Annotated in this window: 22 protein-coding genes; 14 read left to right on the top strand and 8 right to left on the bottom strand. The window is 71.4% G+C overall.

All coding sequences use genetic code 11. The features are described 5' to 3' along the window. Positions 1 to 12 precede the first annotated feature (12 nt). Positions 13 to 654: a PadR family transcriptional regulator gene (locus tag FNH09_RS06890; protein ID WP_152885863.1), complete on the bottom strand. Its 642-nt coding sequence runs from the start codon at positions 652 to 654 to the stop codon at positions 13 to 15. Positions 655 to 666: 12 nt separating this feature from the next. On the opposite strand from FNH09_RS06890, the gene FNH09_RS06885 reads away from it, so the two are divergent. After that, the gene (locus FNH09_RS06885) at positions 667 to 912 is read left to right on the top strand and encodes a hypothetical protein (RefSeq protein ID WP_152885862.1); all 246 of its coding nucleotides are present in this window, start codon (positions 667 to 669) and stop codon (positions 910 to 912) included. Between the two features lie 30 nt (positions 913 to 942). Here the strand turns inward: FNH09_RS06885 and FNH09_RS06880 are convergent, their stop codons facing one another. After that, positions 943 to 2,019 (bottom strand): glycoside hydrolase family 19 protein, encoded by a 1,077-nt coding sequence (locus FNH09_RS06880; protein WP_162468208.1) that lies wholly within the window; start codon positions 2,017 to 2,019, stop codon positions 943 to 945. A 448-nt stretch (positions 2,020 to 2,467) separates the two neighbouring features. Here FNH09_RS06880 and FNH09_RS06875 point away from each other — a divergent pair, with 448 nt between their 5' ends. Continuing rightward, on the top strand, positions 2,468 to 3,823 hold the full coding sequence (locus FNH09_RS06875) for a beta-1,3-glucanase family protein (RefSeq protein WP_152885861.1): 1,356 nt from the start codon (positions 2,468 to 2,470) through the stop codon (positions 3,821 to 3,823). A 42-nt stretch (positions 3,824 to 3,865) separates the two neighbouring features. Here FNH09_RS06875 and FNH09_RS06870 read toward each other — a convergent pair whose 3' ends face one another. Further along, positions 3,866 to 5,473: an FAD-binding oxidoreductase gene (locus tag FNH09_RS06870; protein ID WP_152885860.1), complete on the bottom strand. Its 1,608-nt coding sequence runs from the start codon at positions 5,471 to 5,473 to the stop codon at positions 3,866 to 3,868. A gap of 65 nt (positions 5,474 to 5,538) precedes the next feature. Here FNH09_RS06870 and FNH09_RS06865 point away from each other — a divergent pair, with 65 nt between their 5' ends. Together FNH09_RS06865 and FNH09_RS06860 are read left to right on the top strand one after the other, a co-directional pair. Beyond that, positions 5,539 to 6,159, top strand: coding sequence for a TetR/AcrR family transcriptional regulator (locus FNH09_RS06865; protein WP_238426494.1), 621 nt, complete (start codon positions 5,539 to 5,541; stop codon positions 6,157 to 6,159). A 165-nt stretch (positions 6,160 to 6,324) separates the two neighbouring features. Then, positions 6,325 to 7,218: an NAD-dependent protein deacetylase gene (locus FNH09_RS06860; RefSeq protein ID WP_152885859.1), complete on the top strand. Its 894-nt coding sequence runs from the start codon at positions 6,325 to 6,327 to the stop codon at positions 7,216 to 7,218. Between the two features lie 23 nt (positions 7,219 to 7,241). Here the strand turns inward: FNH09_RS06860 and FNH09_RS06855 are convergent, their stop codons facing one another. Beyond that, positions 7,242 to 7,565, bottom strand: coding sequence for a DUF6191 domain-containing protein (locus FNH09_RS06855; protein ID WP_152885858.1), 324 nt, complete (start codon positions 7,563 to 7,565; stop codon positions 7,242 to 7,244). Positions 7,566 to 7,677: 112 nt separating this feature from the next. Continuing rightward, positions 7,678 to 8,121, bottom strand: coding sequence for a hypothetical protein (locus FNH09_RS06850; RefSeq protein ID WP_152885857.1), 444 nt, complete (start codon positions 8,119 to 8,121; stop codon positions 7,678 to 7,680). 337 nt (positions 8,122 to 8,458) lie between these two features. Here FNH09_RS06850 and FNH09_RS06845 point away from each other — a divergent pair, with 337 nt between their 5' ends. From FNH09_RS06845 to FNH09_RS06830, 4 genes are all read left to right on the top strand, one after another. After that, a complete protein-coding gene (locus FNH09_RS06845; protein ID WP_152885856.1) occupies positions 8,459 to 8,776 on the top strand; it encodes a hypothetical protein in 318 nt (105 codons plus the stop codon). 80 nt (positions 8,777 to 8,856) lie between these two features. After that, a complete protein-coding gene (locus FNH09_RS06840; protein ID WP_152885855.1) occupies positions 8,857 to 9,306 on the top strand; it encodes a hypothetical protein in 450 nt (149 codons plus the stop codon). A gap of 343 nt (positions 9,307 to 9,649) precedes the next feature. After that, positions 9,650 to 10,030, top strand: a complete 381-nt coding sequence (locus FNH09_RS06835) for a VOC family protein (protein ID WP_152885890.1) — start codon at positions 9,650 to 9,652, stop codon at positions 10,028 to 10,030. 49 nt (positions 10,031 to 10,079) lie between these two features. After that, on the top strand, positions 10,080 to 10,814 hold the full coding sequence (locus tag FNH09_RS06830; protein WP_152885854.1) for a VOC family protein: 735 nt from the start codon (positions 10,080 to 10,082) through the stop codon (positions 10,812 to 10,814). Positions 10,815 to 10,831: 17 nt separating this feature from the next. On the opposite strand, the gene FNH09_RS06825 is transcribed toward FNH09_RS06830, so the two are convergent. Both FNH09_RS06825 and FNH09_RS06820 read right to left on the bottom strand, forming a co-directional pair. Further along, a complete protein-coding gene (locus FNH09_RS06825; protein WP_338017493.1) occupies positions 10,832 to 11,527 on the bottom strand; it encodes a response regulator in 696 nt (231 codons plus the stop codon). Next, on the bottom strand, positions 11,524 to 12,912 hold the full coding sequence (locus tag FNH09_RS06820) for a sensor histidine kinase (protein ID WP_152885853.1): 1,389 nt from the start codon (positions 12,910 to 12,912) through the stop codon (positions 11,524 to 11,526). Before FNH09_RS06820 ends, FNH09_RS06825 begins: the two co-directional genes overlap by 4 nt. A gap of 221 nt (positions 12,913 to 13,133) precedes the next feature. Here FNH09_RS06820 and FNH09_RS06815 point away from each other — a divergent pair, with 221 nt between their 5' ends. From FNH09_RS06815 to FNH09_RS06805, 3 genes are all read left to right on the top strand, one after another. After that, positions 13,134 to 13,826: an ABC transporter ATP-binding protein gene (locus FNH09_RS06815; protein WP_152885852.1), complete on the top strand. Its 693-nt coding sequence runs from the start codon at positions 13,134 to 13,136 to the stop codon at positions 13,824 to 13,826. Beyond that, a complete protein-coding gene (locus FNH09_RS06810) occupies positions 13,823 to 16,237 on the top strand; it encodes an ABC transporter permease (protein WP_152885851.1) in 2,415 nt (804 codons plus the stop codon). Before FNH09_RS06815 ends, FNH09_RS06810 begins: the two co-directional genes overlap by 4 nt. Positions 16,238 to 16,510: 273 nt before the next feature. Beyond that, positions 16,511 to 17,032 (top strand): hypothetical protein, encoded by a 522-nt coding sequence (locus FNH09_RS06805; RefSeq protein ID WP_338017492.1) that lies wholly within the window; start codon positions 16,511 to 16,513, stop codon positions 17,030 to 17,032. 12 nt (positions 17,033 to 17,044) lie between these two features. Here the strand turns inward: FNH09_RS06805 and FNH09_RS06800 are convergent, their stop codons facing one another. Then, complete coding sequence (locus FNH09_RS06800) at positions 17,045 to 17,827, bottom strand: helix-turn-helix domain-containing protein (RefSeq protein ID WP_152885850.1); 783 nt, start codon at positions 17,825 to 17,827, stop codon at positions 17,045 to 17,047. Between the two features lie 225 nt (positions 17,828 to 18,052). Here FNH09_RS06800 and FNH09_RS06795 point away from each other — a divergent pair, with 225 nt between their 5' ends. From FNH09_RS06795 to FNH09_RS06785, 3 genes are all read left to right on the top strand, one after another. Next, positions 18,053 to 18,715 (top strand): DUF4097 family beta strand repeat-containing protein, encoded by a 663-nt coding sequence (locus tag FNH09_RS06795; RefSeq protein ID WP_152885849.1) that lies wholly within the window; start codon positions 18,053 to 18,055, stop codon positions 18,713 to 18,715. 84 nt (positions 18,716 to 18,799) lie between these two features. After that, positions 18,800 to 19,771, top strand: coding sequence for an ATP-binding cassette domain-containing protein (locus FNH09_RS06790; protein ID WP_152885848.1), 972 nt, complete (start codon positions 18,800 to 18,802; stop codon positions 19,769 to 19,771). Further along, positions 19,768 to 20,559, top strand: a complete 792-nt coding sequence (locus FNH09_RS06785) for an ABC transporter permease (protein ID WP_152885847.1) — start codon at positions 19,768 to 19,770, stop codon at positions 20,557 to 20,559. Before FNH09_RS06790 ends, FNH09_RS06785 begins: the two co-directional genes overlap by 4 nt. The last annotated feature ends 67 nt before the right edge of the window (positions 20,560 to 20,626 follow it).

Below are 20,626 nucleotides of genomic sequence, written 5' to 3'. Positions count from 1 at the left end.
AGTCAAACTTGATTAGTGATCGTCCCGGGGGTGCCGGACCCCGGTCGCGTACGGGTTCTCCTCGCCCTCGCCGAGGACGCCGACGAACGGCTCACCCTCACCGGCGAAGACGTAGGCGCCGCCCTGGATGCGGTCGATGAGCCCGCGGGTCCACTCGGCGCCGGAGTCGGCGCTGTGCACCCACAGGTTCATGAGCTCGCCGATGTGGCCGAACTGTCCGGGGTCGCCGCCGGGCGTGTAGGAGGTCGTGACGGTCTCACGCCAGGTCTCGATGGCCGTGACCCGCTCCCGAAGGAGCGCAAGCACCTCCGCACGGCTCAGGTCGACCATGAAGCCGAGTCCGGCGGACAGGACGTCGGGTTTCTGGTCGTAGGCGGTGAGGGATTCGCGGAGCAGGCGGAAGTACTCCTCGGCGCCCTTGTCGGTGATCTCGTACTCGGTGCGCGGCGGGCCGCCCGCGGTGGACGGCGCGACCTCGTGCGCGTGCAGAAGGCCTTGCTTCGCCATCTGCTTCAGCGCGTGGTAGATCGACCCGGGCTGGGCGTTGGACCATTCGTGCGCGCCCCAGTACTCCAGGTCGTTGCGCACCTGGTACCCGTGCGCCCGCCCGTGTTGACGGACCGCGCCGAGCACCAGGAGTCGGATCACTGACATGGGGTTCAGCCTATGGGCAGCGCTTCGCCGGGTTCCGCCGCGGTACGCGGAACCGCCCCGCGATTCCCGCGCCGACGCGGCGTCGGGCGGCCCGGTCCGCCCCGGGGAGAGACTGCGGCGGACGACACCAACACGTTCTTCGAGGGGCTGTCGGACGGCGAGCTGCCGATTCGCGAGGTCACCGACCTCGTGGACCACGCCCTGTGCGCCGCGCGCGAGGAGTGGCCGGGGCGGCGCCGCTCCCGGGCGAGGCCGTGACAGGCCTGTCCGGGAGCGGCACCGGGCCGGTCAGCAGGAGAGGTTGGCTCCGGGCGTGACACCCAGGATCGAGGTGAAGCGCTGGTAGGCGTCCACCCGGCTCTGCACCTGCGCGGGGTTGCGGCCGTCGCACTCCAGCGAGCCGTTGATGCTGCGGATGGTCTGCCCGAAGCCCGCGCTGTTGACCATCGCGTTGTGCGGGGTCATGGTGCCGGGGCCCGACTGGGTGTTCCAGTACCAGAGGCCGGTCTTCCAGGCCACCGCCGAGTCGGTCTGGACGAGGTTCGGGTTGCCGAGCAGGTCGATGCCGAGCGCGTCACCCGCGGCCTTGTAGTTGAAGTTCCAGCTGAGCTGGATCGGGCCGCGCCCGTAGTAGGCCGACTGGCCGGCCGGGCAGCCGTAGGGCTGGCTCCAGTCGCAGTAGTGCGAGTAGTTCGCGGTGTTCTGCTCCACCACGTAGACCAGGCCGCCGGTCTCGTGGTTGACGTTGGCGAGGAACGCGGCGGCCTCCTGCTTCCGGACGGTGTCGCTGCCGGTGTTGGCGAAGGCGGGGAACGAACTCAGGGCGGCCTTGAGGCCGTTGTAGGTGTAGAAGGAGTTCCGGCTCGGGAACATCTGGTTGAACTGCGCCTCGCTCACGACGAATCCGTCGGAGGGGTTGGTCGAGCCGCCGCCGTCGCAGGTGTAGGGGTCCCAGAACCAGGTGCTGATCGTGGGGTCGTAGCCCGGGTTGTCGTGCTCGGCGATGTAGGCCTTGCCGTCGGTGTACCGGACGATGTTGCCGGTGACGTACGACCTGCCCGCCACCCAGTCCGGGTAGCTCGAACAGGATCCGCCGGAGGGGTTGCCCGAGCCGCTGTCGCAGCCGTAGGGCTCCCAGTACCAGGTGCTGATGACGGGGTCGTAACCCGGGTTGTCGTGCTCGGCGATGTAGGCCTTGCCGTCGGTGTACCGGACGATGTTGCCGGTGACGTACGACCTGCCCGCCACCCAGTCCGGGTAGCTCGAACAGGATGCGGCGGAAGCGCTCGTGGCCGGCAGCAGCGTCGGCGCCGAGGCGCCGATCAGGATCGCGGCCAGGAGGGACGCGGCGCGGCGGTGTGACACAGGATCAGTCCTTTGCGGAGCCGAGGCCGCACCGGAGGCAGGGCTGAGCCGTGCGCGTACGCCGAGGGAAGGCCGACGTCGCAGAGTCCGGGCGGCTGTGGTGGGGGGTGTGGGGCCACACTCAACCGCTTTGGTCTGTACCAGTCAAGGGTGTAGACCAGTCAGGGTTCCCGAGGTGGCGGGAAACCGCCGCGGGCGGGACGGCGACAAGTCTTGAACGCACGCCCCCACAAGGGAAGTTGAAGTCGTCGGGGCCCGAAGGCGCCACGCGCCGGACCCGGCGCAGGCGGCGACATTCGGCCCTCCGCCGCACCCGACAGCCGAACTTCCCTTACTTTGGCTTCAGTTGTTGACGCCCGGAACATGCGGGGATACAACCCGAGAGAGCGCTCTCCGTCTGCTGTTGCTCCGCCCCCACACACGCCGACCCGGCATGAGGAGAATTCGCATGCAGTTCCTGACCAGCGCCCTCCCGCACAGACCGCCGGACCTGGCCGCACGGGCCCGTACCGCTCTCGCTCTGGTGGTCGTCCTGCTCGCCGCCTGCGTCGCCGTCCTGACCCCGTCACCCGCGCACGCCGCCGACCAGCTGCTCTCCCAGGGGCGGCCCGCCACGGCGTCCTCGGTCGAGAACGGCTCCTTCCCGGCCGGGGCCGCGGTCGACGGCGACACCGGCACCCGGTGGTCCTCGGCCTTCTCCGACCCGCAGTGGCTGCGGGTCGATCTCGGATCCGTCCAGCAGCTCACCCGCGTCACCCTGAACTGGGAGGCCGCCTACGCCACGGCCTTCCAGATCCAGACCTCCACCGACGCGAGCACCTGGGCCACCGCGTACTCCACGACGACCGGCACCGGTGGCACCCAGAACATCGACGTCACAGGCAGTGCCAGATACGTGCGCGTCCTCGGTACCGCACGAGCCACCCCCTACGGATACTCCCTGTGGGAGTTCCAGGTGTACGGGCCCGGCAGCACCACCCCGCCCGACGCCTTCTGGGGCACCACCAGCGACATACCGGCCGCGCACAACGCCGTCGAGGTGAAGATCCTCAACCGCACCAACGGCAAGTACCCCGACAGCCAGGTGTACTGGAGCTTCAACGGACAGGTCCACTCCATCGCCGAGCAGCCCTACCTCGACATGCCGGCCAACTCAGCGGGCCGCATGTACTTCTACCTCGGCTCGCCGAACGGTCCGTACTACGACTTCATCGAGTTCACCGTCGGCGACAACGTCTTCAACGGCAACACCACCCGGGTCGACGCCTTCGGTCTCAAACTGGCCATGCGCCTGCACACCAAGGACGGCTACGACGTCGAGGTCGGCGAGAACCGGCAGACCTTCGCCGAGGACCGCGCCACCACCTTCCAGCGGTTCACGGCCGCCGTGCCCGACCAGTTCAAGGTGCTGGCGCAGAGCCAGGCGCCGTATCGGATCATCGCGCCTGGCAGCGACCCGAGCTTCCGGGCGGGTGGCGCCAACGCGAACTACTTCACCGCCTACGCCCAGTCCGTGGGCGTGAACGCCGCCACCTCCGACATCTTCGGCTGCGCGGCGGCGCTGGCGAACAACCCCACCATGTGCGCCGCCCTCAACCGGCATGTGGCGACCCTGCCGGCCGCCCAGCAGGGCGACCCGGCCCAGTACTACAAGGCGGCGCCCGCGAACTACTACGCCAGGTTCTGGCACGACAACGCCATCAACCACCTCGCCTACGGCTTCCCCTATGACGACGTGGCGGGCCAGTCCTCGTTCATCTCCCACGGCAGTCCGCAGTGGCTGCTGGTCGCCGTCGGCTGGTAGCCGAGGCCGCCACCGGGGCCGTGCCCGCCCGTCATCGTCGTGTCAGCGCAGAGGGTCGATCACGACGCCGGGATTGAGGATCGCGGACGGGTCCAGCACGGCCTTGCCCGCCCGCAGGGCGGCGGCGAAGAGGTCGGGGCGCTGCCGGTCGTACCACGGCCGGTGATCCCGGCCCACCGCGTGGTGATGGGTGATGGTGGCGCCCTGCGCCACCAGCGCCTCGGAGACCGCCTGCTTGATCTCGTCCCACTGCTCCACGGTCCTGCCCCACGCGCCGGCCGCGTAGATCCCGAAGTACGGGGCGGGGCCGTCGGGGTAGACATGGGTGAACCGGCAGGTCAGCACGCCCGTGGCGCCCACCTGACGCAGGGCGTCCCGGGCCGCCGTGTCGACGGCCGCGCGCAGCCCCGCGAAGCGGTCCCAGGTGCAGGCGGTCTCGAACGTCTCCACGATCATGCCCTGAGCGGCGAGGGCGTCCCGCTGGTACGGCATCCGCAGGAAGGCGGAACGCCAGGTGTCGGCGGCCGCCGTACGCGCGGCCGCGGCCGCGGAATCGGTGGAACGCGGGGTCTCCGGCAGGCTGCCGCCATGGTCGCGGCAGAGCTCCAGGGCCCGCTCCAGGGGAGCGGTGACGGGGTGGTCGGCGGACTCGAAGCCGAGCACGAGCACGGCCGTCGGGCTGCCCGCGTTGATCAGTGCCTCCATCGGGTCCAGCAGCCGGCAGTTGGCCGGGTCGAGTCCGGACTGGGCCAGCGCTCGTACGGCCCGGACGCCCGCCTCGTAGTCCTGGAACGCCACCGAGGCTCCCGCCCGCCAACGCGGCCGGTCCTGAAGGCGTACCCACGCCTGGGTGATGACACCGAGCGTTCCCTCGGAACCGAGGAACAGCCGGTCGGGCGAGGGTCCGGCACCCGAACCCGGCAGGCGGCGGCTCTCGACCACACCGGCGGGGGTGACCACGCGCAGGGACTCGGTGAGGTCGTCGATGTGCGTGAGGCGGGTCGCGAAGTGACCGCCCGCCCGAGTGGCCAGCCACCCGCCGAGAGTGGAGAACTCGAAGGACTGGGGGAAGAAGCGCAGGGTGCAGCCGTGCGGCCGGAGCTGCTCCTCCAGCCGAGGGCCGAGCACTCCGGCCTGGACGAGCGCGGCCCTGCTGGTGGTGTCGACCTCCAGGACCCGGTCCATCGAGCCGAGATCCAGACTCACCACTCCGGCGTACTCCGCACCCGTACGGACCTCGACGCCGCCCACGACGGAGGTGCCGCCGCCGAACGGGACGACCGCGATGCCCGCGCCGTCGCACCACTCCAGCGTGTGCACCACCTCGGCCTCCGACGTGGGACGCAGGACGGCATCCGGCACGTGGGGCAGATTCCCGAGCAGTGCGCGCACGACGTCACGGAACGCCTGGCCATGGCTGTGCGCCAGCCGGTCGCGCGGGTCGTACGACGCGAGCCGGGCCAGCGCGGGCGGAGCCGTCACCCGACTCGGGGCCACGCCGAACGACTCGACCGGCGGAGCCTCGTGGACGGTCAGGTCCGCGTCCGGCAGCAGTTCGGCGGTGCGCCGGGTGAGTACCGCCCGCTCCGGGCCGGTCACCGCGTCCTCGACGTTGCCCCAGCCCCACCATGATCGAGTCTTGCCGCTCATCGCCCCTCCAGGTATCTGAACGCCGGGTAAATTACCGGACGGTCACTTTGGCATAGGGTGGGGACATGAGCAAGCAGGAGAAGGCCACGCGCGGCGTGGGCACCAAGGGGATGCCCCGCAGGGACCGGGAGCGGCTGATCTTGGACGCGGCCGCCGAGGAGTTCGGCACGAGGGGCTACGCGCTCGGGTCGACCGCGCGCATGGCGGCTCGGGCCGGGATCACCAAGCCCATGATCTACGAGTACTTCGGGTCCAAGGACGGCCTCTATCTGGCCTGCCTCGAACAGGCGGGCACCCGCCTCGTCGCGGCCGTCTCGTCCGCCCAGGAAGGACCGTCCGACCTCACGCGCGCCGTGCGCACCCTGGAGGCGGTCTTCCACGCCCTCGCGTCGTGCCTGCACGACTGGGAACTCGTCTACGACGGGACCCTCCCGGTGGACGGCCCGCTGCACACGGCCGCGGCCGCGTACCGGAGAGAACTCAACCGGATGGGAGCGGTGGGAGTGGCGGAGTTCCTGCGCGCCTCCCCGGCCACCGAACCCCTCGACGCCGACCTCGTCACGCACCTCTGGTACGGGACGGTGAGCGCCGCCGTCGCCTGGTGGCGGCATCACCCCGAGCAGACGGCCGACGAGATGACCGCACGATTCCGGCGCATCGTCGCGGCGCTCGGCCCGGACCTGTGAGCGATGCCCGGCACGGCCGGAGCATCGCCCGTCGCGGCCGTCCCAGCCGGTGTGCGGGGGCGGCCGAAACGTCGGGCCGCCTGTGCCGTGCGGGCCCGTCCTGCGGGCAGAGCCGTGTGGCGACGAGACCGAGACGCCCGGCAGCGGATACGTATCCTGGCAGTCATGCGGACGCGACCCACTCTGGCCTGGGAGCCCACCGGCGGCCTGCCTCCGGCCTCGACCGACCTCAGCGGTGTCGTCGAGGCCGTACGCGCGGGCGGGATCACGGTGCTGAGCGGGGCGGGGCTGTCCACCGACTCCGGCATCCCCGACTACCGCGGGGAGCACGGCTCACTGCGTCGGCACACTCCGATGACGTACCAGGAATTCGTCGGCGGTGAACCCGCGCGCCGCCGCTACTGGGCGCGCGGTCAGCTGGGCTGGCGGGCCATGACGAGAGCCCGCCCGAACGCCGGCCATCGGGCCGTCACCGCGCTGGGCGAGGCAGGTCTGGTCACCGGTGTGATCACACAGAATGTCGACGGACTGCACCGGTCGGCCGGGGCGGCCGACATCGTCGAGCTGCACGGAAGCCTGAGCCGCGTGGTCTGTCTGGACTGCGGTCACCTCAGCGCTCGCACGGAGCTGGACCACCGGCTGCGGGAGGCGAATCCGGGGTTCGAGGAGGCCGCCGAGGACCATCGTGCCGCGCGCGTCAATCCGGACGGCGACGTGGAACTGCCGGAGGAGGCGGTCCGCGCGTTCCGGGTGGTGGCGTGTGCGGCCTGCGGCACCGGGGTGCTCAAACCCGATGTCGTCTTCTTCGGCGAGAACGTGCCGCCCGAGCGGGTCGAGGCGTGCGGGCGTCTTGTCGCGCGGGCCGCGACCCTCCTGGTGCTCGGCTCCTCCCTGACCGTCATGTCCGGGCTGCGCTTCGTACGTCAGGCCGACCGGTCCGGGATCCCCGTCCTCATCGTCAACCAGGGCCCGACCCGCGGGGACCGATGGGCCGCCCAGCGCGTCGATCTCCCGCTGGGCCAGGCGCTCCCCGCCCTCGTGGCCCAGGCCTGTTCCTGATCTCCCGCCCGGGTCGGGTCAGGTCAGGTCAGGCGGCCCTGCGGCATCCGGACGATCGCGGTTCCCCCGTCCAGATCCACCGTCGTCCGGTTCGGCGGTGCCCCGTCCTCTTCGTCGTCGCGCAGCAGCAGCGCCGACTGCCGCTCCTTGAGCTCGGTCTGCTTGCCCGGCGAGAGACTCGCGTGCAGCTGCTCGAACCCGGTCGCCGAGATCTGGCCCTGTCGTCCTCCATTGCGCCAGGGCAGCAGCCCGGCCCGGCCCGCGCGCAGCAGCAGCTGATCGACGAAGGCCAGCGCGGTCAGCAGCATGACCAGCCCCGGCAGGGTCATGAAGACGAGGAATCCCATGCCCCAGTATCCCCACGGGAGGCGGCGGTGTCTCCGTCGGGCCGGGGGCGAGCCGAGCGGCCCCTGCGACAGCGGCCGCGGAACGGTTGCGGCAGTGACCTCGAAGCGGGGTTCAGTGCGTGACCGGCAGGGCCCCGGCGAACAGGTGGCCGTCGGCGCGGGTCTGGACCGGGAATTCGACCTTGAGCGCGCCCTCCTGGCCATGGACGGTCAGCCGGGTGGCCACCTTCAGACCGAGGAAGGTGGTCTCCGCCGCGGTCGCGGTGACGTACGCGCGGGCCATGTTCATCAGCAGTTTGCCCGGTCTGCCGCCCCGGTTGGCGTCGAAGAACAGGATCCGCTGGTCCGTCAGGACGACATAGACCGCACGCGGGCGGACGGTGGCCATCACCATGCCCAGGGTGAGCACCCCGACCACGATCGCGGTGAGTGCCTGCTTGCGCACCGAGACCGTGCCGACGGAGGCCAGGCTGGTGAGTTCGACCTGCTCGCCCGGGAACAGCAAGGGGGCCGAGGTCTCCAGCAGTTGTCCGGTGCGACGGGCGTTCATGGCCATGAGAGGAAGCTCCTGATGACGGGGCGGGTGTGGGTGAGGACGTCGGGAGCGGTCAGTGGAGACCCCGACTCCCCGTCATCCGTCCGAGGATTGTTCCAAGCCAGGACAAAGCAGGGTGACAGGTCCTCACAAAGAGAACTCAAGTTCGAGTCATGAACAGGCCAAGATCATTCACCGCAGAGTCAAGCTGCCACACATACGCGGAAGCGCCGGCGGGTGGCGCACCGCGGGCGCAGCACCGGGCCGGGCGGCGCCAAGCCGTCGCCGAGCCGGCGAGGACGAACTGATCTGGCCGCTGCTGCGCGAACGCGCCCCGGACGCCGAACTGGTCGGCCGCATGGAGCAGCAGCATCAGGACATCGACCGCGGCCCCGCCGTCGTGAGCGACCGGCTGCCGGCCTGGCGGCGGGAGGCGAATCACATCGCCCGGCACATGCGCAACGCCCTGGTCCGCGGCCGACCGCGGGAGACCGACGACGGCCGGCTGCTGGTGCCCACGTCGGTGGTGGAGCCGATGGGCTCCGGGCGCCCCGGGGACGCGCCGCGGGTGATCCGCGGTACGAAGCGGGCCACTGCCCGGTATCTGGCGCCGCGCGATCTGCCGCGCCCCCGCGTCCAGTGGGCGGCGTTCCGGGCGCTCGCCCGGTCCGCGTAGTCCTCGGGGAGGCGGACGGAGCACGTCACAAGGCGCTGACCTGCGGCCGGGAATCGAGGGGCGAGGTAGTGTCTGCCGCCATGCGCCGAACCCTCGTCATACCGCTGCTGGCCGTGGCCCTGACCGGCTGCTCGTTCCTCGGCCGGAACACATCGTGCACCCTCGTGGGCGCGGAGTCGGGGGTCTCCGCGGTGTGGGTGCCCGCCGACTTCGGCGGCCAGGACGCGGCGCGGATCAGGCTGTGCGTGAACAGCACGTGCAAGGAGCGGACCTCGGGCGGTCCCGACGACCCGTTCGCCTCGCTGTTCGTGCGGCTCCCCGACGATGTCGGCGCGTCCGCCCTGCCGGTGCGGCTCACCGTGACCTCCGCGATGAGCGGTGACACGGTCGTCGAGGACAGCACCCGGGCCAGACTGACGCGGTGGAACCCCAACGGCGTCTCGTGTCCGCCGACCGCCTGGACGGCGGCCTTCCGCGTCCACCCCGACAAGGGTCTCGTCTCACCCGAGGGCATGAGAATCCGGAGGTGAGCCCGACCGGACCGGAAGAGCCCCCGCTCCCCGCGGGAGACTCCACGCACGTTCGGATACTGGCTCACGGCCGCACGTCGTGGCAGCCCTGCCGAGCACCACGGAGTTCCCGGTACCGGTGCCCTACGGCACCACCGCAGGACGTGAGTGCCCCTCGGGCCTGCGGCGATGAACCCTGACCAACTGGTCTGTCCCCGCTGCCCGGAAAGGGTGGCAGCCGCCGAAAATCACTTCGCCCGTGCTCGACCCCTTCGCTAGGCTCGCGGGGCTGCCAGCGCTGCTGGTGCCGGCGAGGTTCACGTACGACCTCCGGCAGAACTCGGGCCGAGAGTGGGTTTCTTCCATGGCGTGTCGGATCAGTGAGCTCGTGCTCGGTTGCCGCGAACCCGAGGTGCTGGCGCGGTTCTGGTGCGAGGTCCTGGACTTCGTCGTGCTCGGCCGCGAGGACGACGGCACGCTGGAGATCGGGCCGCGCGAAGGGTTCGGTGGTCCGCAGCCGACGATCATCCTCAGCCGCAGGGACGAGCCGGAGCCGGGGAAGTCCCGGCTGCACATCGACGTCAACGCCACCGACCGCGATCAGGACGCCGAGCTGGCACGTCTGCTGAAGCTCGGTGCGCGCCCGGCCGACATCGGCCAGACGGGGCAGGAGTCGTGGCATGTCCTGACCGACCCCGAAGGCAATGAGTTCTGCCTGCTCAAAGCCCGCCTCAACCCGCTCTGACGGCTATCGGCGCCGGAGCCACCGTCAGCGGATCGGAGATGTACCAGGTATGACGAGTCAACTGTTCGCGATCTGTTTCAACGCGACCCATCCATCGGACCTGGCCCGGTTCTGGTCCGGAGTCCTGGGCTGGAAGCCCGCCGACGGTCCGGACGGCGACGTCGCGATCCTGCCGCCCGACACCACCGGATTCCGCATACGTTTCCTGCCGAGCCAGGAACCCAGGACCGGCCGGAACCGGGCGCACTTCGACCTCACGAGCGCCACTCCGGAGGAGCAGCGGCAGACGGTGGCCAGGGTCCTGGAACTCGGCGGCGAGCACACCGACGTGGGCCAGCTCCCGGAAGAGGACCACGTGGTGCTCGCCGATCCGGACGGCAACGAGTTCTGCGTCATCGGGGCGGGCAACAAGTTCCTCGCCGACACCGGCTTCATCGGAGCGCTCGCCTGCGACGGTACGCGGGAGGTCGGTTACTTCTGGAGCGCGGCGCTGGGCTGGCCGCTGGTCTGGGACCAGGACGAGGAGACCGCGATCCAGTCACCGAGCGGCGGTACGAAGATCACCTGGGGCGGTCCCCCGGTGGCCCCGAAGACGGGCACGAACAGGCTGTACCTCGAACTGGCGCTGCCCGCCGACGCCGACCCGGAGGCCGAGCTCGACCGCCTGGTCTCGCTCGGCGCGACGCGTACACCCGCCGGCGAGGACCACGGCGGCGACCACACCGGCCGCGTCCTGCTGCTCGATCCCGACGGCAACGAGTTCACCGTCCTGACGCGCCGGTAGGGGCCCCGGGGTCCGGGTCACCCCGTGCCGGACGGGCCCTGCGGGGAGATCAGGCCGCTCTCGTAGGCGAGTACGACGGCCTGGACGCGGTCCCGCAGGTCGAGCTTCGACAGGATGCGGCCGACATGCGTCTTGACCGTGGTCGGGCTGAGGAAGAGGCGGTCCGCGAGTTCGGCGTTGCTGAGGCCGGTCGCCAGCAGGCGGAGCACCTCCAGTTCGCGCGGGGTGAGCCCGGACAGGTCGCGGTGCAGGGCGGTCCGCGGGGACTCCTCCTGGTGCGCGAACCGCTCGATCAGCCTGCGGGTGATCGTGGGCGCGAGCAGCGCGTCACCGGAGCGCACCAGGCGCACGGCCGCCACGAGGTGTTCGGGGGTGACGTCCTTGAGCAGGAAGCCGCTCGCCCCGGCGGTGAGCGCCGCGTACACGTAGTGGTCGAGGTCGTACGTCGTGAGGATGATGACCCGGGTGCCGTCGGTGCCGTCGGAGCCGTCGCCGAGGATGCGCCGGGTGGCCTCGATGCCGTCCATCCGCGGCATCCGGATGTCCATGAGGACGACGTCGGGCCGGGTGCGCCGGACGGCCTCGACCGCCTCGGCCCCGTCCGCCGCCTCGGCCGTCACCTCGATGCCGTCGGCGGCGAGGATCATCCCGAAGCCGGTGCGCACCAGGGCCTGGTCGTCCGCGATGACCGCGCGCAGGGCGGGCCCGCTCACGACGCCTCCCACGGGATGCGGGCCGCGACCCGGTATCCGCCGCCGGGCGTCGGTCCGGCGCTGAGCTCGCCGCCGTAGAGCGCGAGTCGCTCGCGCAGCCCGATCAGGCCCCGGCCGTTGCCGTCCACCGGCGGCGAGTCCCGTACCGCTCCCGTGTCGGTGACCTCGATCTCCAGCCAGGAACCGGCGAAGCCGATCGTCACCGTCGCGTCGGCGCCCGCCGCGTGCTTGATCGTGTTGGTGAGCGCCTCCTGGACGACGCGGTACGCCGTGAGCTCCACTCCCGGCGGCAGCGGCCCGGGTGGCAACGACACCGTCAGGTCCACCGGTGTCCCGGCGGCCCGCACCCGGTCGGCGAGGGCGTCGAGCTGGCCGAGGCCGGGCTGCGGCTCCAGGCCGTCGGCGGGGGTGTCGGCGCCCGCGGCCGGTCCCGCGAGCAGGCCCATCACATGGCGGAGTTCGGCCATGGCGGCGCGGCCGCCGGCCTCCACCGCCAGCAGTGCCTGCTTGGACCGCTCGGGGGCCGCGTCCATCACCTTGCGCGCCGCGCCCGCCTGAATGACCATCACGCTCACATTGTGGGTGACGACGTCGTGGAGTTCGGCGGCTATTCGGGCGCGTTCCTCCTCGACGGCCCTGCGCGTGGCCTTCTCCTGGGCCTGCTGGAGGTCGGTGAAGCGTTTCCGGCTGGCCTCCAGCCGCAGCCGTCCGAGGCGCACGAGACTGGCCAGCACGCCGACGACCAGGAGTACGACGGCGGGGCTGGACCAGCCGGGGAGGATGGGGTCCGTGTCCCGGAACGCGACACCCGCCAGCACGGCGGCGGCGATCAGCGCGGCCAGGGCCCGGGTTCGGTACCGGCTGTGCGCGACGGCTCCGTACGCCGCGATGCTGCACGTCAGCACGTTGATCCAGGAGACGGCGTCACCCAGGGCCAGCGCGGCGGCGGCGATCACACCGAACGCGAGCAGCGGAAACCTGCGCCTGGCAACGAGCGGCAGCGCCGAGAGCACGACCAGGCCCCAGGGCGGCGCCGTGGGCTCCGACACGTACCCGGCCTCGGGCCGGTAGCCGGGCCCGGGCACGGCCGGTGGGGACGGAAGCACCGCCCGGCCCTCGACGACGGCCCTGGAGCTGATCCGTACCGGCCCGTCGCCGGGATAGCGCGTCGCCACGACCAGCGCGACGACGGTCAGCACGAGGGCCAGCGCCACGTCCAGGAGCACCGCCCGCCGGGACAGCGGGGCGGGCTCGCCCTCCGGCCGCATCGCGTCGCGGACATGCGCCCACCACGTCGCCGGCCGCAGTACGTCGCCGGCCCTCTCTCGCCATGTGCCCGCCCACGACGTGTCGCGCGGCCGCCCGTACGGGTCCTCCTTCTCCATCCGCACATTGTGCGGTCCCGCGGCACGGGTCGACGTCCACCTGCGTGACCAGCCCATCTGTCCGCCAGGCGTACTCCTCGAGGATGACCCCGCTGCCGGATCCTCCGCGGGGAGGGCCGTATGTCGGTGCCACGGCCGACGCGCCGCCGCGGCGCCCGCCCGTACGTTCACCGGGCCCGCACAGGGCATCGGCTCCCCGACCACGAAGGACGGACACACCCATGACTCACGTGATCGAACTGGAGGGCGTGGCGAAGCGGTACGACGGCGCCGACGCCCCGGCGCTCGGACCGGTCGATCTCGGCGTGGCCCAGGGCGAGGCCCTGGCCGTGACGGGCCCGTCCGGCAGCGGCAAGTCCACGCTGCTCAATCTCATCGCCGGTCTCGACCGGCCGAGCGAGGGCACGGTGACCGTGGCCGGACAGCGCATCGACCGGCTGAGCGAGCACGCGCTGGCCCGGTTCCGCCGCGAGCGGATCGGCATGGTCTTCCAGTTCTTCAATCTGCTCGACGACCTCACCGTGGCCGACAACATCCGGCTTCCCGCCCAGCTGACCGGGACCGCCCGGCGGGCGGCGGCGTCCCGTGCCGGAGAGCTGATGGAGGTGCTGGGGATCCAGAAGCACGCGCGCGCCTACCCGGGGCGGCTGTCCGGTGGCGAGCGCCAACGGGTCGCCGTGGCAAGGGCCTTGGTGAACAAGCCCGCCCTGCTGCTCGCCGACGAGCCGACCGGCGCGCTGGACACCGCGTCGGGGCAGGACGTACGGGAACTGCTCGTGGATCTGCACCGCGGCGGGCAGACCGTCGTCCTGGTCACGCACGATCTGGAGCTGGCCCGGGCGTGTGCGACCCGCACGATCCATCTGGTCGACGGTCACGTCGCCGTCGACACGCACGCGGAGGCCGTCCGATGATCCGGTTCGGCAGCGGTGCCCTCGGGCGGGTCGTGCGCTCCGGGGTCGGCAGACGACGCGTCCAGACACTGGTGATCGCCGTGGCCACGATGATGGCGGTGGCCTCGGCCGTGGTCGCCGGGTCCCTGATGGTCGCCACGAACGCTCCCTTCGACCATGCCTTCGCGAGGCAGCACGGGGCCCACCTCACCGCGGAGTTCGACCCGCGTCGGGTGAGCGCGGCCCAACTGGCCGGCACCAGAAGCCTGAAGGGGGTCACGGCGAGCGCGGGACCGTTCCCGACCACGACGATCAATCCCGTGGGCCCGGACGGCGGACACCTGCCCGCGCTGACGCTGGTGGGACGGTCGGGGCCGGGGAAGGACGTGGACGCGCTGGACCTGAAGTCGGGCCGGTGGGCACGGAAGTCCGGCGAGATCGTCCTGTCCGCCTCGTTCGCCGGCCAGTTCCTCCCGCTCGGTGAGACTCTGAAGAGTTCCGACTCCGCGGACGCGCAGACGCTGACCGTCGTCGGCTTCGCGCTGTCGGCAAGTGGGAGCGCCGAGATGTGGGCGACCCCCGCTCAGGTCAGGTCCCTCGCCACCGGGGAGAGCGTCCTCACGGACCAGATGCTCTACCGCTTCGACTCCGCGGCCACGAAGGCACAGATCACCGCCGACCGGAAGAAGCTCGCGGCCGCCCTGCCCTCGGGGGCGCTGGTCGGCACCCAGTCGTGGCTGGACACCAAGCACGCCACCGATCGGGGCGCGGCGGCGACGATCCCCTTCCTGTTCGCCTTCGGCGTGCTCGGCATCGTCATGTCGGTGATCATCGTCGGCAGCGTGATCAGCGGCGCCGTCGGCACGAGTCTGCGCAGGATCGGCATCCTCAAGGCCGTCGGATTCACCCCGCGTGAGGTCGTACAGGCTTATGTGGCCCAGGCGTTGATCCCCGCAGCGGCCGGCATCGCGCTCGGGGTCGTCCTCGGCAACCTGCTGGCCGTGCCGCTGCTGAGCGACACCGAGTCCGTGTACGGCACCGTGTCGCTCTCCGTGGCCTGGTGGGTGGACGTCGTGGTGCCGGCCGGCGCGTTGCTCGTGGTGGCGGTCGCGGCGCTGGTGCCCGCGCTGCGGGCGGGCAGGCTGCGTACGGTCGAGGCCATCGCCGTCGGCAGGGCGCCACGCACCACGCGCGGACAGTGGGCGCATCGGGCCGCGGGACGGCTCCCGCTGCCGCGCCCGGTGACGTACGGCCTCGCGAGTCCCTTCGCACATCCCGTGCGTGCGATCGCCATGGTGCTGGCGGTGACCTTCGGGACCGTGGCCGCGACGTTCGCGGTGGGACTGACACAGTCCCTCGACGCGGTGGCGAGCGCCCAGGATCCCGAGGACCGCGCCGATGTCACCGCCGTCACCGGGGCAGCCGGGCCGGGCCCCGGCACCGGCCGGGTGCAGAAGGCGCCCGCGGCCGGTGCCGAGCGCGGGCCCGCCGCTTCGGGGTCGAACGAGCAGCAGCCGTCGGCCGATCCGGCCGCGGTGCGGGCCGCGATCGCGAAGCAGCCCGGCACCGCCGCGTACTTCGGCACGGCGACGGGCGACGCCACGGTGTCCGGGGTCCCCGGCACCGTCCGGGCCACCCTCTACCAGGGTGATTCCCGCTCCGGAAGTTACGAGATGATCGCCGGGCACTGGCTCTCCGGGCGGGGCCAGGTCGTGGTGCCCACCGGTTTCCTGGAGCGGACGGGCGACCGGATCGGCGACACCGTCCGGGTGACCTTCGAGAAGGAGACGGTGAGCCTGCGGATCGTCGGCGAGGCCTTCGACACCGCGAACGACGGCATGCGGGTCCACGCGGATCTCGACAGCTTCACCAAGGCGAAGCCGGAGGCCTTCCATATCGAGGTCAAGTCGGGTGTCTCTCCGGCCGATTACGCGCAGAAGCTCGCCGGGGTGGTCAAGCCGCTGGGCGGCGACGCCTTCGCCGAATCCGCCCCGGAGGGCGAGAACATGATCGTCCTGCTGGAGGCGATGGCCGCGCTGCTCACCTTGATGCTGGTCTCCGTGGCGGGCCTCGGAGTGCTCAACTCCGTCGTCCTCGACACCCGCGAGCGCGTCCACGACCTGGGGGTGTGCAAGGCGCTCGGCATGTCCCCGCGGCAGACCGTGGGTCTCGTGCTCGCCTCGGTGGCCGGGATCGGTGTGGTCGGCGGACTGATCGGCGTGCCGGCCGGGTTCGCGCTGCACGGCTATGTGCTGCCGGTCATGGGAGAGTCCGCGGGCACCCGCCTGCCGCCTTCGGTCCTCGACGTGTACGACACCCCGCAACTGGTGCTGCTGGGCCTGGCCGGGGTGGTCGTCGCCCTGGTGGGCGCCTCGGCTCCGGCGGGCTGGGCGGCCAGGGTCCGTACGGCCACGGCGTTGCGCACGGAGTGACCCACCGACCGACCGCCACCGGCGTCGTGCGCTGCCCGCGAGAACACGGCGGGCTCAGCCGCACGGCGCCGGTGGCGGGGCCTTGTCGGCAGAAGGCGCCTGCCCGGCCCGGGCACTTGCCGGACCGACCCGGCCGGGCGGCCACGCGGCCACAAGGCGACAACGAGCGCGCAACGGGTGGGCGGCAGGGCCGCCGACCGACACCGCTCGCCCCTACCCTCCAGGGACAGGGGCCCTGCGCGCCCCTGAGCAGGGGGGTTCAGCATGTGGTCGGTGTTCTCACGGCCGGTGTTCCGGCGCCTCGCCGGTGCCGTCACGGTCGGTCTGGCCCTCGCCGCGACATCGGGATGCGGGCTCCCCGTCGATGCCGTCGCCGGTGTCTCCGTCACGGCCGACGGCCGTCTCCTCGGCGTGCTGATGGTCTGCGGGTATCACCTCGACGGCGCCACCCTCTACGTGGACAGCGCCGACACCGACAAAGAGGTGACGGTGGGCGAATGGACCGCCGACCGCCGCCTCACCGCCGGTCTGACCACCTGGTCCCTCGACGCTCCCGCCCCGGGCTGGACCGCGACGGAGCCCCTGACCCCGCTCGTCGCCGGGACCTCGTACACCCTCTACGGCTGGACCGAGGACAACACGTCGTCGTCGAGGAGCGTCACCTTCACCCTGGCCGACCGGGACCGGCTCACCCCAGGAGAGGTCCGCTACGAAGCCGTCTCGGACAGCGGCGAGGAATCCACCGTGACCGTGCCCACGGCGGAGTTCAAGGCCAGGGCCTGCCAGGACATGTGACGCCGAGCCGCGTCAGGAACCGGTGTCGTCCTCGGTCGGCTCGTCCTCGGTCGGCTCGTCCGCGGTCGGCTCGTCCGCGGTCGCTTCGGCCTTCGTGGAGAGGATGTCGCGGGCCTGTTCCGCGGCGCGGGCGAGACTCTCGGCGACGAAGTCGAGGAAGCGGGCGACGTTCTCCAGCCGGACGGCGGCCGGGGTGCCAGGGCCGAGGACGCCCACGCCCTGCCGCGCGAGCTCGACCTGCTGGGTGAGGGAGCGGACGCTGGCGATCATCGACTGGTACCAGAGGTCCTCGTCGACGACGTAACGCTCGCGACGGCGTTCGTCGCGCTCCCTGCGGACGAGGGCCTGACCCTCCAGGAAGGCGATCGACTTGGAGACGGACGCCGGGCTGACCTGGAGGCGTTGGACCAGTTCGGCCGCGGTCAGGCTGCCGGTGTCGGCGGTCAGGAGGCTGACCATCACCCGCGCCATCATCTTGGTCAGGCCCGACTGCATCATGACGGTGGTGAACTGCTCCTCGTACTCGGCCACGGCCACGGGGTCGCGTCCGTGCGGCAGGGCCGCCTGCCGCGACCCCTGGGCGGCGGCGGGCCTGCGCCGGGCGGTTCGGCGTTCGGTGGCACGGTGGGCCAGGTCCGCGCGGTAGCCGGTGGGGCCGCCGTTGCGCATCACCTCGCGCGTGATCGTCGAGGTCGGACGCTCCAGACGGCGGGCGATCTCCGCGTAGGGAAGGTTGTCGGCCAGCCCCAGCGCGATCTGCTGACGGTCCTTCTGGGTGAGTCTGCCTCCCGGCATCGCCATCTCCTTCATGTTCCCGTGATGCCGCCAGCATAGCGTTCACGCTCAACCCATTGCAACAACCATGAGAGAGCGCTGTTGCATTACGTTCAGGGCCGTTGCAACAAAATCGCTCCATCTACCGGCTATAACAGCGATTTGATGCAACGTCACTGTTGCCAGACCCATGAACGCAACGTAGCTTTTCCAATGTCAGAAACAAGGACTCGCAAGGAGAGAACAATGCAGAACTTCGACACCCCCGCCCCGATCTCCGCCGTGTTCGACATCCCCGCGGGCCGCATCCAGGTCATCGCCGCCGACCGGACCGACACCACGGTCGAGATCCGGCCCGCGAACGCCTCGAAGAGCCGCGACGTGAAGGCGGCGGAGCAGACCACGGTCGGCTACGCCGACGGAGTCCTGCGGATCGAGGTCCCGACGGGGAACCAGCTCCTCGGCTCTTCCGGTGCCATCGAGGCGACCGTCCAAGTGCCCGCCGGCTCCCACGTGGAGGCCAAGGCGGCCGCCACCGAGTTCCGGGTGGTGGGACGCCTCGGCGAGATCGTCTTCGACGGCGCCTACCAGCAGATCAAGATCGACGAGGCCGCGAGCCTCGACCTCACCGCGACCGACGGCGACGTCGAGGTCGGCCGGCTGGGCGGCCCCGCCCGGATCACCACCATGCGGGGCGACATCCGGATCACCGAGGCCGTCCGCGGCAAGGTCGAACTCCGCACCCAGCAGGGCGACATCTCGGTCGGCGCCGCCTCGGGGGTCTCGGCCGCCCTGGACGCCGGCACCTCGCAGGGCCGCGTCAGCAACGACCTCAAGAACGACGGCACCACCGAGCTCCACATCCACGCGACCACCTCCCAGGGCGACATCACCGCCCGCAGCCTCTGACCCTCGACCGCCGACCCGCAGCGGCCGACCCGCAGCCGCTGCCTCTCGACCACCGATTCGCAGCCCCAGAAGGAGCACCCACTCATGACCGGCTTGGCCATCGCGGCGCACGGGCTGCGCAAGGCTTACGGAGACAAGACCGTCCTCGACGGCATCGACCTGAGCGTCCCCGAAGGAACGGTCTTCTCCCTGCTCGGCCCGAACGGCGCCGGCAAGACCACCACCGTCAACATCCTCTCCACCCTCATCTCCCCCGGCCCCGGCTCCGGGGAGATCCGGGTCGGCGGCCACGACCTGGCCGCCGATCCGCAGGCCGTACGTGCCGCGATCGGCGTCACCGGACAGTTCTCCGCCGTCGACGGACTGATCACCGGCGAGGAGAACATGCTCCTCATGGCCGACCTGCACCACCTGTCCCGGCGCGACGGACGCCGCGTCACGGCCGAACTCCTCGAACGCTTCGACCTGGTGGAGGCGGCCGGAAAGCCCGCCTCCACCTACTCCGGCGGCATGAGGCGCCGCCTCGACATCGCCATGACCCTGGTCGGCAGCCCGCGGATCATCTTCCTCGACGAGCCGACCACCGGCCTGGACCCGCGGGCCCGCCACAACATGTGGCAGATCATCCGCGAGCTGGTCACCGACGGCATCACCGTCCTCCTCACCACCCAGTACCTGGAGGAGGCCGACGAACTCGCCGACCGCATAGCCGTCCTGAGCAACGGCAGGATCGCCGCCGAGGGGAGCGCCGACGAGCTGAAGCGGATCGTCCCCGGCGGGCACGTCCGGCTCCGCTTCACCGACCCGGCCGTCTACCAGGCGGCCGCCACCGCCCTGCGGGACGTCACCCGCGCCGACGAGGCCCTGGCGCTTCAGCTCCCCAGCGACGGCAGCCAGCGCGAACTGCGCGCGATCCTCGACCGGTTGGACGACGCCGGCATCGAGGCGGACGAACTGACCGTGCACACCCCCGACCTCGACGACGTCTTCTTCGCCCTCACCGGCAAGCCCGGCGTGCCCACCCAGACCGACAAGTCCAAGGAGACTGCCCGATGAGCGCCGTATCCCTCGCCGTGCGCGACTCCGCCACCATGCTGCGCCGCAACCTCCTGCACGCCCGGCGCTATCCCTCGCTCACCCTGAACCTCCTGCTCACCCCGGTGATGCTGCTCCTGCTGTTCGTCTACATCTTCGGCAACACGATGAGCGCGGGGCTGGCCGGCGGCGGTTCGGGCCGCTCCGCCTACATCGCCTACATCGTCCCGGGCATCCTGCTGATGACCATCGGCAGCACGGTCATCGGCGCCGCCGTGTCCGTCGCCACCGACATGTCCGAGGGGATCATCGCCCGCTTCCGCACCATGGCCATCCACCGCGGCTCCGTCCTCATCGGGCACGTCGTCGGCAGTGTCCTGCAATCGGTGGCCAGCGTCGTCCTCGTCGGCGCCGTCGCCGTGGCCATAGGTTTCCGCTCCACCGACGCCACCGCCCTGGAGTGGCTGGCGGCGTTCGGACTGCTCACACTGTTCGCCCTGGCACTTACCTGGATCGCCGTCGGCATGGGCATGGCCAGCCCCAACGCCGAGGCCGCCAGCAACAGCGCCATGCCGCTGATCCTGCTGCCGCTCATCTCCAGCGCCTTCACCCCGATCGACGCGATGCCCGGCTGGTTCCAGCCCATCGCCGAGTACCAGCCCTTCACCCCTGCCATCGAAACCCTCCGCGGCCTGCTGCTCGGCACCGAGATCGGCCACAACGGATGGCTCGCCGTCGCCTGGTGCCTGGTGCTCGCGGCACTCGGCTACCGCTGGTCGACCGCCTCCTTCAGACGCGACCCGAAGTAACCGTCCGCGCCACCCGCACCGCCCGCGACGGACCGCGCCACCCGAGCCGTCCGGGCTCGGGTGGCGC

The sequence above is a fragment of the Streptomyces adustus genome, assembly GCF_009377175.1.
GTDB classification, from domain to species: domain Bacteria; phylum Actinomycetota; class Actinomycetes; order Streptomycetales; family Streptomycetaceae; genus Streptomyces; species Streptomyces adustus.
The sequence above is the reverse complement of the archived record's forward strand: the minus strand, read 5'-3'. Positions and strand labels throughout refer to the sequence as shown.